Consider the following 14,240-nt stretch of genomic DNA (forward strand, 5'->3'; position numbering starts at 1 on the left):
ATTAAATTGCACAGTTAGCGCGTGTACACATCGCCATTAATGCCTGAATGTCGAAGAAGTTAATTTGGCCATCGCCGTTAAAATCGAAGTTTTCACCCGTCGCTTGCCCTTGTAAGAACAGTTGATAGAAAGCCATGATATCGTTGTAATCCACATCGTTATCACCATCAAAATCTCCAACTGTGACTTCTTCTGGGAAGTTAAGCACTACCACTACTGGGTCGTGATCTGACGAGCGATACGCATCAGCGCCGTAGTAACTAGAAAGTTGGGCTTCAGTCTTATAATTTACGTTATAATCGAATACGCGGGGTTCATCGGCGTTAATATGCCATACCGTTGCGTCTACCACATACTCCGTTAACGATGGGCTTGATAAAGCGTGATCTAAGTAACCTACTTCTCCGCCGAAGCTATACGAATAAGCGTTGTCTCCATCAAAGAAGTTAACCAAGTTACTGTAGCCAGCCTCTTCAAGCGCAAGGATAGGCTCTTCTTTCGCATAGGCATTCAAATCACCCATTACGATAACGCGGTCAGACAAGACGTTACTATTTTGCTCAACAAGAGAAATTAGGCCTTGTGCTGCTTGGGTACGCAGTTCGTTCCAACACCCTTGACCGTCTCCCGAATCAGCATTATTGCCTGTAGCACTGCCACAGCTTCCCTTCGACTTAAAGTGATTTATCGCTAAGGTAAAGTCTTCGCCATTACTGTTCACACTAAAGCTTTGTAGTAAAGGTTGGCGGTTGCCATAGTCAAATGGTGCGCTAGATGAAGTCACAGGGTTACCCTGTAACGAAACTACAGCTGGTTTATAAATAATACCAACCGCAATTTCATCACCGCCTAGTTGAGACTCTAATGCAACATAGCTGTACTCATCGCTGCCCAGTTCAGCGTTGACGCTTTCAACTAATGTCGCAATAGCTGAATCACTGCTATAACCATCGTTTTCAATTTCAACAAGACCAAGTACATCGGCATTCATTGCTACAATAGCCGCAATGGTCTTCGCTTTCTGACGTTCAAATTCAGCAACTGAGTCTGCGCCGCGAGAGGTTGGGAATTCCGGGCCATTGAAGTAATTGAGTACGTTAAAGCTAGCTACTTTTACATCACCGATAGCGTTTAGCTGTGGTGCAGCAATTCGCGGGTTAGTGCGCACGGTTTGAATATCACCTACCGGGATTAAGTTATAATCACCAAAAGCGAAATGTAGAACCCCTTCCAGAGCTTCAACGCTATCTCCTAAACGCAGTGGGTTGTTATGGGATAAACCACCTACAGGGAAAGGAATATCATCCAAATTCTGTGAGGTTTCTCCGTCATCAACCAATAAGGTGTTTCGTGCATTAATTTCGGCGAGCGCTAACGCTTCTTGTGAACCCGCTACAAACTGATTAGTAGGAATGAATAAGCGTTCTGAAGACACGTTGAACTGACCATAACGTCCAAGATTGTAGATATCAGAAACTTTAAGGGTTTGCTCAAAACTAATATGCATGCCCTCTAGTGCTTCTAAATCAGTATCAGGGCTAAATGGCATTGCAACAGGTGTGTAAAGCACATTACTACCTACACCCGTAACCTCGAGTTCTGCAGACAGAGACAGTTGGGTTACACCAAAGCGCTCGCCTACTGTACCTTGCAAACGCACCGCATCCCCTTCTTCCGGCAGGTTAAATGAGCCTGCGTAAACGAACACACCTTCAGAAGTTGCTGTGTTATCGTCTGAATCACTTGCCTCTTCCTGAACAAAGAAACCACTCATGGCTGGTACAACTTTGGTTACTACTGCTTCAACAATAACATCCGTGCCGACAAGCGCTGATTCTTCACCATCACCTTGAATTGCGCTGATAAGTACCACTTCAGCAATTGGATCGGTTGGGTCTGTAGGATCCGTCGGGTCGGTTGGGTCTGTTGGCTCACTTACTGAACCGTTGTGAGAACCAAAATTATTTAGTGTATCTTTTGCAAAGCTATCCCATTCATCTGTGGTAAAAGCAGGGTTGCGGTTAGGGTTTCCGCCAGTCACTGTGCTCTTACGTACTAACGTGACGTCTTTGCCCCAATTAGTCTTAACGCCGAAGGTACCTAAAGCATCTACAACTTGACCGTTATATACCAACTCCACGTAATCGTCGCCGTTGAAGTTCATTACGAAACTACTGATTGTAGAGCCAGTTGTGAGTAAGGCATCGGCTTGGGCGTGAGCGAATGTTGCTACGCCACCTGCAGGAATTTCGCCCTCAAGCGTTAGTACTTTACGGTCAGCGTCGGCAGTATCACCGTTTGAAAGTAAAACTAACTCATAGCCAGACAAGCTCACAGACTGAGTCGAGCTATTAAAAAGCTCTATCGCTTTGTTAAAGCTACCACCTTCAATATACTCTGAGATGTAAACACTATTGGATGACGGCCCAGCATCACCACCGGTATCGCCACCTGTGTCACCGCCTGTATCACCGCCAGTATCGCCACCTGTGTCTCCACCGGTATCGCCGCCTGTATCACCACCTGTACTATCGCAGCTTTCGTTATAAATAAGTGAAGCAAGTTCAGGCTTGTCAATAAACGGGTTACGGTTTCCTTGGAATTCAAACACACGCTCATTACGTCGACGCTCAAATTCATCAACAGGATCGCTCTCATGCCACTGAAGCAGCACACAAAGCTTGCCAAATGCTGCTTCGTCGGTAGAGGTTAAGCGGTTTAGCAATACTAAATCTTCTTCGGTATCACCTGCAGTGTTACCATCGTAACGCACATCCATATAAAGCATAGAGCGAGCAACGTCGCCTTTCACTGCATCGCGCGGTTCGAAAGAATCGCTATCAACGCGGTTTTCAGGTGCTTCGGCAAGTGCGCTATCGCTGAAATCAAAGTCTAAATTACCGCGAGAGCTATTTACTGAAATGTCTGTAGGGCGCAGATGAAGAATATCTGTGTATGCCGTTAAGCTTGTACTTGAAAAACCATGGCTTTTTGCCCATACGTGTTCGCGATTCCAATTTTCTTGATTAGAGCTTTGGCTACCGCTTCCGTTGGTGAACTTACCTTGTGATATCCCTTTATAAAATAGGATAACATTGTCAGTATTTGAAGGGTCTTCATCAGTATAGGTAAGCGCAGTCCACACCTCAGAGTAGGATAATGTGCGATGACCGTTTTCAATGATGTTGTGTGTTGTTTCTTTCAGTGTTTGTGCGCTATCGCCGTTAGCGATAGCGGTATCTAAAGCGGCGTAGTAGTCTGATGCGACAAAATTACTTGCTAAGTTAATTGCCTCTAAATCCGGGCAGTTAAAGCAAGTACCGCTTAAGAAAAGGAGTTCGTCAGAAGGTTCACCACCATTATCTGGGTTATCACCGCCATCGCCGTTGTCACCGGTGGCGCTATCGCCGCTTACCGAAATACTGTCTAGATTTAGGTACTCAGAGCCAGCATTGTTCGCCATGGCAACTTTTAATACCAACGTGCTACCACTTCCAATTGTTTCATTTACCGTGGCACTACCGAAATCATCCTGAACGGTATTTGATGCTCCTTCGTTTAGCGTTATAAGCTCGAAAGCACCGCCGTCTAGTGAGTAAAATACGTCGACGTAATCTGCCGATTCAAACGTCCCACTTTGAGAAAGTGCTGCGTTAATAGTGACTTCACCGGCACTAGCAATATCGATTGATTCACTCAACCAAACTACTTCGCCATCCACATCACGGGCTTGCATAGCGCCGTTCTCAACGCGAAACCAATCTGTAGTTGCAGTTAATGCGCCTGCGGACACATCAATTGACCAACGCTCTACTCCGTCGAGGCTTAGAACGGCTCCATCAGGATTAGAACCAGTTGCACCCTTTCCTTGCAATTCACTGGATTCAAAATCTTCCTGCCAAACCGTATCGGCCGAAGCATTAAGTGATACTACGCCCAGTGACAAGGCCCCTGCCAACAACGCGTTTACGACTTTAGCTGATTTACTCAGCTTATACTTTTGTGTGTTACCCTCATTAATCATTTTGCTTTCCGCTTTTTTGCATAAGGAAGGTATAAATTCTTATACATACGTATTTACAGCAAGCACTTAACAAAAATAATAATAAAAACGTAACACTATTTATGTTTCAATAAGTTACGCGTTTAAAATAAGTTTATTTGTTGATTAACTCGACTGAACGTTGGTACAGGGAAAGTTGATTTGTAACATTACTAAGTTGTTTCAGTTCTGAAACATTTTCGTGTTGCAAAGCGGTGCATGTTACATTTGGAATGCACGTTAAACGTGCGCCCGCTTCACAGGCTTTCACTTCATATGCACTTTACCGCCAACAACCTTAAGCGCGGGAGCACCACGTATCATTGTGCCTCTGGCAAACTGGACATTACATGAGGGACAAATCCCCTCTTCATTAGTGTAGTCTTCAACAATCCGCTCCTTAAAGCATTTCACCAAAGCCCCCTTGCCACCTTTTCGGTATTTAAGTAGTTGGAATTTGCATTTGGCACAAAATATTTGAACGGTTCTTACCGGCCCTTTTGCATTGGGTTTTGCCATAACGTTACTTGATTTCCTTTTTTTAAATTTCACCTTTTGTTGAAGTGCGACAAATCACAAATCTTGGTTATACTTCAAAGAGGGTGATGTGCCCTTTCACAATAATGTCTCTGCAGTTTATTAACGTAGCAATTTAGCTGACAGAGAAAGGACTAAAGGTAATACCAATGAAGATAATTGCAGCCCTGTTTTTAATTTTATCGGCACCACTTTATGCGGGCACTGCTGTAATTGTAAATGCTAACAACAATTCAGGTATAGATATCGACACAGTGAAAAAGATTTACCTGGGAAAAGTGAAGGCATTTCCAGATGGCAACCGCGCCATTCCACTCACGTTCGAGCAAGGCAATGCAGCGAGAGATGCATTTAATAACAGCGTGTTAGGAAAATCGGAATCACAATATTCTGCATTTTGGTCGAAGCTAGTTTTTACTGGTCGCGGTACACCACCTGAGATGATTGCATCGGAAGACGAAATGTTGAAATTAGTTGCGACAAATCCAAATACAATTGGATTTATTGATGAGAGCAAAGTTGACAGCCAAGTAAAGGTTGTTGGCACGTTTTAAACTGGCCACCTCTAAAAAGCTTATTTTAGTCACAGTGCGACACACTTTTGTGCGTGTCGCACTGCACCTCTAAGTTAGTCTGGGTAACTGGCTAGATAATTAATATTGGCAAATGCCATTATCACGTCTTTTGCAAAATCTACTCTAGGATGTCGCAGCGCACCTTTCTTCCATACCAAGTAAATCTCGTTTTCAGGCCCACTCTTTCCAAGTGGAATAAGTTCACCCTTAGCTATTGCTTCTTTGCACAGGTAATCGGGTAGAACAGAGTACCCTATTCCAGCTTTAAGTATGCTGCTGATTGCGCGAATATCTGGGCATATCGCGGCCACAGGTGACTCGCAGGGCGCGTTAAATACTTCTGAAAAATAACGGCGAATAAGCGGAAGCTGCTCGTCATAGCTTACTACCTTGTGTTGATTCAGTAACGACGCCGTAATCTCTTTGTCACCAAGTAATTTACCTTGAACCCGGTTCATGACCAAAATTAAACGTTCTTTATCTAACATCTGATATTCGTACATGGCATCAGTTGGTTCAGAGGCAGTGATAGCAAGTTCAGCAACATCATCTTCTAACAGTTGATAAGTGTTATTTTTATTACCCGTATGGATAACCAAATTTACTTTATCTGCTTGAAGCAAGTTTGCTAACGCGGGGCCAGCAACAAAGCTTAAATATTCTGCGGGACCAGCTAAGTGTAAGGTACCATGGTCGGTTGAAGCGCGGCTTCGGATAGACGCTACCTTTTGTTCTAATGTATCTATATGACTGGCTACTTGTAACGCTAAGTCATCGGCAATGGCTGTAGGTTCAACGCCCCGGGCTTTTCTTACAAACAACTCTTTACCGACAATATGCTCCATTGCCTGAATATGTGAAGTTACTGCTGGCTGAGACATATGCAGCCTTGCTGCGGCGCGTGTGATGTTGCCGCTTCGATAGACTTCTACAAAGGTTTTTAGCTGTGTTAGGTACGACATAATTCTCCACCCATCAGATTTTTGATGACTCATCATAATTTATCTGACTTCTGCTTTTAAACCAATAACTCTAAGATGCTTGCACTTTCAAATGCGACAGGAAAAGCACATGAAAAAATCATCAACAATTCTATCACTTGCCATCATCGCTGGGTTATCACAATCAGCGTATGCTGCAGACGCTCAGTCGGCAAAAGCCAGTAAAGGCGAAGTGCTTGTTCTACTTTCAAGCGAAAATGTAATGCAGCTTGCAGAAGGAAAAACCGAGCCAACAGGTTATTACCTTAACGAGTTTGGCGTGCCAGCTAAGGCTTTGGTAGATGCGGGCTACAAGCTAGTATTGTCAACACCTAAAGGCAATGCTCCAGCAGTAGATAAAAAGTCTGTTATTCCACAATACTTTGATGGCGGCGAATCGCAAATGCGAGATATTCAAACATTTGTTGCATCAATAGATGGAATTAATGACACATTGTCATTAAATGAAGTTATCGCACAAGGGCTTGATGAGTTCGAGGGTGTATTTATCCCAGGTGGGCATGCTCCGCTTATCGATTTAGCAAACAACCCTCAAGTGGGCGAGATTTTGTCTCACTTTCACAATGAAGGAAAACCTACTGCCGCAATTTGCCATGGCCCAATCGCCTTACTTTCTGGGCAATCTAACCCAAAGGCATTTGAGCTGGCATTGAAAACAGACGAGCAAGCCACATCTGAAAATTGGATTTATGAAGGCTACAAAATGACAATCTTTTCTACACCAGAAGAAGAGTATTTTGAAAGCACTTTAGATGATGCAAAGCTATTATACTACCCAGCAGATGCCATGGCGCAAGCGGGTGGAATTATGGAATACAAAGAAATGTGGGCGCCAAACGTAGTAGTAGACCGTGAACTTATTACTGGCCAAAACCCATTCTCTGACGAACTGCTAGCTGAGAAGCTATTACAACAGCTAAATTTACAAACTAATTAAGGACAGGCAACACGATGCTTAATTTTACATTTAAAAATCAAACCGAAATTTTGTTCGGCAAAGGTCAACTAAGTGAAGTGTCTTCACGTTTGCCGAAACAAGCAAAAGTCCTCTTCCTATATGGTGGCGGCTCAATTAAGAAAAATGGTATTTACGATAAAGTAAATGCCGCGCTGGAAGGCGCTGACGTTATTGAATTTCAAGGCGTTGAACCAAACCCAGAATTCGAAACACTGATGAAAGCGGTGAATGTGGCCCGTGAAAATGACGTTAACTTCATTCTTGCTGTAGGCGGCGGAAGTGTTATCGACGGCGCAAAATTTGTGGCAGCGGCAGTAAACTTTGAAGGAGACCCATGGGATATATTAATCAAGGGGGCATCTTTCGAAAATCCACTACCTATTGGCGCAGTGCTTACACTGCCTGCAACAGGCTCTGAAAGTAACGGCAACTCGGTAGTAAACAGAAAGGAAACTTCACAGAAGCGCGCGTTTTCATCGGAAACAGTACAGCCAGTATTTGCTGTACTTGACCCGGAATTCACGTATTCACTACCGCCACGCCAAGTTTCTAACGGTGTAGTTGATGCATTTGTTCACGTAATCGAGCAGTACCTAACTTACCCAGTCAATGCGCCGCTTCAAGACCGTTTTGCAGAAGGTATTTTACAAACCTTAATTCAAGAAGGTCCTAAAGCCCTAGCAACACCTGAAGACTACGACGTACGTGCAAATGTGATGTGGTCAGCAACTATGGCGCTTAATGGCCTTATTGGAAAAGGCGTACCACAAGACTGGGGTACTCATATGATTGGCCACGAACTAACGGCCTTACACGGTTTAGATCACGCCGCAACGTTAGCTATTGTGTTGCCTTCGCTTATGTTCGTGCAGCGCGACAAGAAACAGGAAAAAATACTGCAGTTAGGCGAGCGCGTCTTCGGTATTCAAGAAGATGACAAAGAAAAAGCCATCGACTTGACCATTAAGGCTGTACAAGACTTTTTCGAAACCATGCAGGTAAAAACCCGCCTATCAGACTACGACATTGAAAAGTCTGCAATTGATGGGCTTATCGACAACTTAGAGCGCAACGGATTAACAGCGCTTGGTGAGCATGGCGATATCGACCTGGCAAAAGCCCGCGAAATTTTAACCCTCGCAGCATAAGCCTGGTTGCATATGACGCTACTCGCATATGCTTTTTCAACATTTAAGTACCCAGCATAGTTTGGGTACTTTTTATTCTTATCCTAATTAGAGAGAAATATGACTGCACTATTTGAACAGTTTTCGTTAAAAGACGTCACGCTTCGCAATCGTATTGCTGTACCTCCTATGTGCCAATATTCGGCAGAAGACGGCTTTACCAACCAGTGGCATGAAGCAAACTATCAGTCGTTCGCCCGTGGTGGCGCAGGGCTTGTAATCGTTGAAGCTACAGCGGTTTCTCCGGAAGGTCGTATTACGCCAAATTGCTTAGGCATTTGGAAAGACGATCACGTTAGTGGCCTTAAAAACATCGCAGAGCGCATCAAAAGCCAAGGCGCGGTGGCAGGTATTCAAATTGCTCACGCTGGGCGAAAAGCTAGCGCTAACCGTCCTTGGGAAGGCGACGATCACATACAGCCAAGTGAAGAAAACGGTTGGCAACCTATTGGCCCATCTGCAGAAGCGTTTGGCGCGCACCTTCCGGTAACACCTACCGAAATGACCAAGGCCGACATTGAACGTGTTAAGGCTGACTTTGTTAAAGGCGCCGAGCGTGCACTTGAAGCTGGCTTCGAATGGCTTGAGCTACACTTTGCCCACGGTTATCTGGCCCAAAGCTTCTTCTCAAAGCATGCCAATAAGCGTACAGATGAATACGGCGGTGACGCACAAGGCCGCGGACGTTTCTTGCTTGAAACACTAAGCGCAGTGCGTGAAGTTTGGCCAGAAAACCTACCGCTAACCGTGCGTTTTGGCGTTATTGAATACGATGGTGAAGACGAGCAAACGCTAAGCGAATCTATCGAGCTCATTAAACAGTTTAAAGAAATTGGTGCTGATTTTGTGAGTGTTAGCGTGGGCTTCAATACCCCTGAAGCAAATATTCCGTGGGGCCCGGCTTTCTTAGCGCCTGTTGCAAAACGCGTACGAGACGAAGCTGAAATCCCTGTTGCAACAGCTTGGGGTGTAGACACACCAGAGCTTGCTAACGAGACTATCGAAAACCAACAGCTTGACGTTGTTATGGTAGGTAGAATGCACCTTACTAACCCACATTGGACGTACTATGCAGCAAAACAGTTAGGCGTTGAGAAACCGTCATGGGTAATGCCTGCGCCTTACGCTCATTGGTTGGAGCGTTACGCGCCATCAGATGAAAGGTAATAAGTAGAAATAAAGGCAGCAGAGGCTTTAAGCTATGCTGCCTTTTTTGTTTGCGCTTATTTTGCTCTTAATTAATATTCCTTTGGGTTGGCGATGCTTTAAAAGCTTTTGAGGTTTCAAACGGATCTTTTTCTTGGCGGTGATTCGATGTAGCTTCAGCCCACCAGCGCATTTGGCTAAGCGCACGACCAAAGTAGGTTCGCCAATTATCTTCTTGTTCACTATCAGCGGCCCCGTCCTCATCGAACGCATCTTGCGCATGAGGCACGTGGATCATTGCTGAAACAGGAAGACACCCTAGTTCAGATAGAAAAGTTCTCATTGCGACGGCAGCGCGCATTCCGCCCCACTGCCCTGCTGAATAAGTGGCAATAACGCTGGGCTTGAATGAATATAAAGAACTACCAAAGTGATTAAGTAAATCCGCCAACGCCGGACTCATCGAATGGTTGTACTCAGGGCTTACCATCACATAGCCATCAGCCGCCTCTATTTTCTCGGCAAGAGTAGATAGCGCCTCGGGAGCTTTTCCTTGCGCGTACGCAAAATGAGGTTTGAATACTTCACCGGTTGAATAATCTAAAGGGTCAATTAGCTCAAATTCATGTTCAGCCATATTATCTTTGGCCCAATTCATTATCGCTTTTGCGACTCGAAGGCCTAACCTTGCTGGCCTAGGGGGCGTGCTGTCACGTACGGTGCCGAGAAAAACTAAGAATTTCACCTCGCTTGCTCCTTTGTTAGTGCATTGCGTAGCCCAGCCTAGTGTTTCTTAAAGAAGGGCACAACCGTTACGCTATCAAAAAAGCAAAGCATAAGTTTAATAGGCTAAAACCCGTGATAAGTCACAAACTCTTCGTTGTCAGCACGAGTAGAGCGAACATTGTTTGCGGGGAAATCTGGGTCTGGGTAACCTAGCGCAATACAAATCATAATGGCTTCGTCATCAGGGATATTAGCGTACTTATGTACTACGTCAGACTGCATAATACCTTGGCCATTGATAACGCAACCCAGACCTAAATCCCACGCCGCCAGCACGATACCATACGCTAAAGATCCTAAGCCGAACTGCGTTATACCTGCAGGCTCTAGAGATTTGTCATACGTCAGCACCAAAGATACAGGCGCATCAAATTGTCTAAAACCTCTCATCATCCAATCCATGCGCTTCTCTTTATCTTCACGCGCGATACCCATTACGTCAAACAACTGTATTGCTACATCTATTTGGCGTTGGCGATGTGTACCTTCATAGTCTTCTTTATAGGGAAAATCTCGAACGTGAGGTTTGCCTTCTAATGTATTCTTGGTATTACCCTCGCGAATTTTATCTAAAACATCACCAGCCACCGCATGAATTTTCCAAGTTTGCGTGTTATATGATGATGGCGCCCACTTCGCTGCGTTAATAATGGCGTCCACCGTTTCCTTAGTAACAGGCTGTTTGGTGAACCCTCGAACACTTTTTCTTGATGCTGCAAACTCTGCGAAATTCATACACTTCCTTAAACGCGGTTATTCAAATTGTTAATTTAGAGTAAACACGGGGAAGTGACTCTTCAATAGGCAGGAAAGCTTATTAAGATTGATTGTTCTTATAGATATATATAGAAATATTGAAAAAATTTTATTTACTCACTTCCATTCAGAACACGAAATGAGTCAGAAATAACAATCGTTTTCCTTAACAAATCAACGGCATTCAACTTTAGAACAAAAGTTTATTCACAGATTTGCGAGAATGAAAATTGTGGCTTACGTTTAGGGTATCTAATCGTTCACTGCACTGTGTATGTCGTTATTCAAAAAGTCTAAAACTGAACAAAATACCCCGCGTTTAGCGCCGTGGAAAATTGCCATTATTGATGATGAAGAAGGCGTTCATGAGGTTACCAAACTCACGCTACGCAAATTCCATTTTGAGAAGCGTGGCGTAGAGTTTTTATCTGCTCATAGTGGCGAAGAAGGTTTAGCGCTATTCAAAGCTAACCCTGACATTGCCCTTGCGTTTGTTGACGTAGTGATGGAAACCGACGACGCTGGATTGAAACTGGTAGATGCTATTCGCAATGATCTTAAAAACCACGTTACTCGACTAATACTAAGAACTGGCCAGCCCGGGCAAGCGCCTGAAGAGGATGTGATTAGACGGTATGACATAAATGACTATAAAGCCAAGACAGAGCTTTCTTCACTAAAGCTTAAATCATGCGTTTATACGGCAATTCGCTCTTATCGTGATATACAAACCATAGAGCAAGGTAAGCGTGGTATGGAAGAGGTCTTAAAGTCATCCTCTTCTGTACTGGCAAGTCAGTCGCTGGCTCAATTCGGTACTGCCGTTTTGAAACAGACACTCACCCTTCTCAATTTAAATAACTCAGTGTTATATCTTTCCACACAGCATACCGACTTGTATGGCGATACGAGTATGACCGTATTGGGGGCAAGCGGAGACCTTGTTGGTTTATGTGAACCGGGTATCTCAACGCGTATACCAGAAGCCATCGAAGAAGAGGTTAAACAAGTATTGGCGAATAAATCGCACTACCAAAGCGATAAAGTATTCATCGGTTATTACCCCACAGGTGAAGATAGCCACAATATTTTGTATGTAAAGCTAGACCAGCCTTTAGATGCAATGCAAAGAAAAACGCTGGAAATGTTTGCATCCAATGTAGCGGTTATTTTCCAAAATCTCACGCAGAAAGAAGATATACAAAAAACACAAAAAGAACTCATCATGGTGCTAAGCGACGCTATCGAAATGCGTAGCAAGGAAACCGGCGGCCACGTTAGACGCGTTATATTAATGACAGAGTTTCTAGCAGAAAAGCTGCACATGAGCAGAGAGTTCATAGATACCATTCGCTACTCTGCTGCCCTTCACGATGTAGGCAAAATCAGCATACCAGAATCTATCTTACACAAACCTGGAAAGCTTGACCCTGATGAATGGGAAATAATGAAAACCCACGCGCAAAAGGGCTATGAACTGCTTGCCGACTCTGATCGCATCGTTGCCAAAATGGGCGCTATCATTGCCAAGACCCACCACGAAAGATGGGACGGTAAAGGCTACCCTGACGGGCTTGCCGGAGACAACATCCCAATTGAAGGGCGTATCATGGCTATTGTTGACGTGGTGGATGCCCTGCTTTCCAAACGTTGCTATAAACCCGCATGGAGCGTTGATGAGGTAAAAGCGTACCTTCAAGAAAATGCAGGAAAACAATTCGACCCGCTAATCACCCATATAATGCTAGAGCACTTCGATAGAATATTAGAGATCCGTGCCACAGAACCGGACGAAGATGAATGAAAGAAAACCTAGAGTTAATTTTACTACGCGTTAGCCAAAGCCCTGACATTGATAAAGGTGAACTAGACGTTGCGTCTAGGCTAATTATCAACTCGGTGTGTGAAGGCTTGAAGATTACTCGAGCAGGTATTTGGTTATATGATGAAAACCAAACTCTTGTGCAGTGCACATTGCTTATAGACAAAGGCAATGATCTTGATAATGAGAGTTTAGTGCTAACTCGAAGGGATTTTCCGCATTACTTTGAAGCGCTTGATTCAGGTAGAACAATAGCCGCCCATGACGCGCTAACCGATGTTGCGACATTTGAATTTGCTGAAGTATATCTTACACCACTGGGCATAAGTTCTATGCTGGACGTCCCTATTCGCCACCGCGGTAAGATGATAGGAATAATCTGCTGTGAACACCAAGGTAAGGCTCGTGAATGGCTTGACGATGAAATGGTATTTGCGGCTTCCCTTGCCGATCTTTACGGGCGTGCGGTAAGTGCTAACGAACGGGCTGACTATGAGCAACAGCTTATAGAAGCTAACCAGAATCTAGAGCAAAAAGTAAAAGATCGCACTGCCGAACTTGAGGCTGCCCAAGAAAAGCTTGTTGAATCAGAAAAAATGGCTGCCTTGGGTAACCTTGTAGCCGGCATAGCCCATGAAGTTAATACGCCGTTAGGCATTGCGCTTACCTCCGTAAGCAACTGCAAAGAAGAACTGAAAGAGATTTATCGAGATTTCGAAGATGGTGAATTAACAGAAGAGGGTTTCAAGGATTTTGAAGCGATTTGCACTGAGGGGCTAACGTTAGCTGAAACAAGCCTGATGCGAGCCGCAAACCTAGTTCAAGACTTTAAGCGAACCTCTGCCGACCAAACATCTCTAGAAATTGAAGAAATCGCACTGGATGAATATATCCCTCGGGTTTGCAATCCATTAAAGCCTATGCTTCGCAAGGAACAAATCGAGCTTAGTATTGATGTTACCCCAGATTTGGTTATTACAACCTGCCCCGGTGTTATTGCCCAGTTACTGACTAATTTAATATCGAATGCCCAGCGCCATGCTTTCGACTCATCAATGAAAAACGAGGTGAATCAAGTCACAGTATGTTGTAGCAAGAGTGACGAAGGTGTTGTAGTAAGCGTTAAAGACAACGGAAAAGGCATTCCTGCCGAATTTCACAAGAAGGTGTTTGAGCCTTTTTATACAACAGCTCGTGACAAGGGCGGCACCGGTTTGGGCTTAAATATTTTGTACAACCTCGTTCGCCAAAAATTTAATGGCGAAATTGATTTAGTATCGTCACCTGGTGAAGGAACAAAGGTAACAGTTTGTATACCTGTCGAGAGTTAATGCAGTTACCGCCCTATCGCCCATTTGTTTTGGTGTAAACTGACGCAACAAGCGCGACATGGTTTAAATGTCGCGCTTACGACAGACCCAAAGCTTCAC

Annotated in this window: 11 protein-coding genes; 6 read left to right on the plus strand and 5 right to left on the minus strand. The window is 44.3% G+C overall.

All coding sequences use genetic code 11. The features are described 5' to 3' along the window. Nucleotide 1: 1 nt before the first annotated feature. Nucleotides 2-4,024, minus strand: coding sequence for an ExeM/NucH family extracellular endonuclease (locus tag ACYTPF_RS08985; RefSeq protein ID WP_461851964.1), 4,023 nt, complete (start codon nt 4,022-4,024; stop codon nt 2-4). Between the two features lie 285 nt (nt 4,025-4,309). After that, a complete protein-coding gene (locus ACYTPF_RS08990) occupies nt 4,310-4,561 on the minus strand; it encodes a hypothetical protein (protein ID WP_461851965.1) in 252 nt (83 codons plus the stop codon). Nucleotides 4,562-4,728: 167 nt separating this feature from the next. Here ACYTPF_RS08990 and ACYTPF_RS08995 point away from each other — a divergent pair, with 167 nt between their 5' ends. After that, complete coding sequence (locus tag ACYTPF_RS08995; protein WP_179983776.1) at nt 4,729-5,133, plus strand: type 2 periplasmic-binding domain-containing protein; 405 nt, start codon at nt 4,729-4,731, stop codon at nt 5,131-5,133. 74 nt (nt 5,134-5,207) lie between these two features. On the opposite strand, the gene ACYTPF_RS09000 is transcribed toward ACYTPF_RS08995, so the two are convergent. Beyond that, nucleotides 5,208-6,116 carry a LysR family transcriptional regulator gene (locus tag ACYTPF_RS09000; protein WP_179983777.1) on the minus strand — a complete coding sequence of 303 codons (909 nt, stop codon included), beginning with the start codon at nt 6,114-6,116 and terminating at the stop codon, nt 5,208-5,210. A gap of 109 nt (nt 6,117-6,225) precedes the next feature. Between ACYTPF_RS09000 and ACYTPF_RS09005 the strand changes: the two genes are divergently transcribed. The 3 genes from ACYTPF_RS09005 to ACYTPF_RS09015 all read left to right on the plus strand — a co-directional run bounded on the left by ACYTPF_RS09005 (nt 6,226) and on the right by ACYTPF_RS09015 (nt 9,467). Then, a complete protein-coding gene (locus ACYTPF_RS09005; RefSeq protein ID WP_461851966.1) occupies nt 6,226-7,092 on the plus strand; it encodes a type 1 glutamine amidotransferase domain-containing protein in 867 nt (288 codons plus the stop codon). A 14-nt stretch (nt 7,093-7,106) separates the two neighbouring features. Next, nucleotides 7,107-8,261, plus strand: coding sequence for an iron-containing alcohol dehydrogenase (locus ACYTPF_RS09010; RefSeq protein ID WP_461851967.1), 1,155 nt, complete (start codon nt 7,107-7,109; stop codon nt 8,259-8,261). 99 nt (nt 8,262-8,360) lie between these two features. Next, a complete protein-coding gene (locus tag ACYTPF_RS09015; RefSeq protein WP_461851968.1) occupies nt 8,361-9,467 on the plus strand; it encodes an NADH:flavin oxidoreductase/NADH oxidase in 1,107 nt (368 codons plus the stop codon). Nucleotides 9,468-9,534: 67 nt separating this feature from the next. On the opposite strand, the gene ACYTPF_RS09020 is transcribed toward ACYTPF_RS09015, so the two are convergent. Both ACYTPF_RS09020 and ACYTPF_RS09025 read right to left on the minus strand, forming a co-directional pair. Continuing rightward, entirely contained in the window at nt 9,535-10,191 is a 657-nt protein-coding gene (locus ACYTPF_RS09020; protein ID WP_461851969.1) for an NADPH-dependent FMN reductase, read from the minus strand. 104 nt (nt 10,192-10,295) lie between these two features. After that, nucleotides 10,296-10,967, minus strand: a complete 672-nt coding sequence (locus ACYTPF_RS09025; protein ID WP_179983782.1) for a nitroreductase — start codon at nt 10,965-10,967, stop codon at nt 10,296-10,298. 295 nt (nt 10,968-11,262) lie between these two features. On the opposite strand from ACYTPF_RS09025, the gene ACYTPF_RS09030 reads away from it, so the two are divergent. Further along, nucleotides 11,263-12,792, plus strand: coding sequence for a DUF3369 domain-containing protein (locus ACYTPF_RS09030; protein WP_461851970.1), 1,530 nt, complete (start codon nt 11,263-11,265; stop codon nt 12,790-12,792). Then, nucleotides 12,789-14,141, plus strand: coding sequence for a sensor histidine kinase (locus ACYTPF_RS09035; protein ID WP_461851971.1), 1,353 nt, complete (start codon nt 12,789-12,791; stop codon nt 14,139-14,141). Before ACYTPF_RS09030 ends, ACYTPF_RS09035 begins: the two co-directional genes overlap by 4 nt. Nucleotides 14,142-14,240 lie beyond the last annotated feature (99 nt).

It is taken from the genome of Alteromonas sp. HB246098 (genome assembly GCF_054890645.1).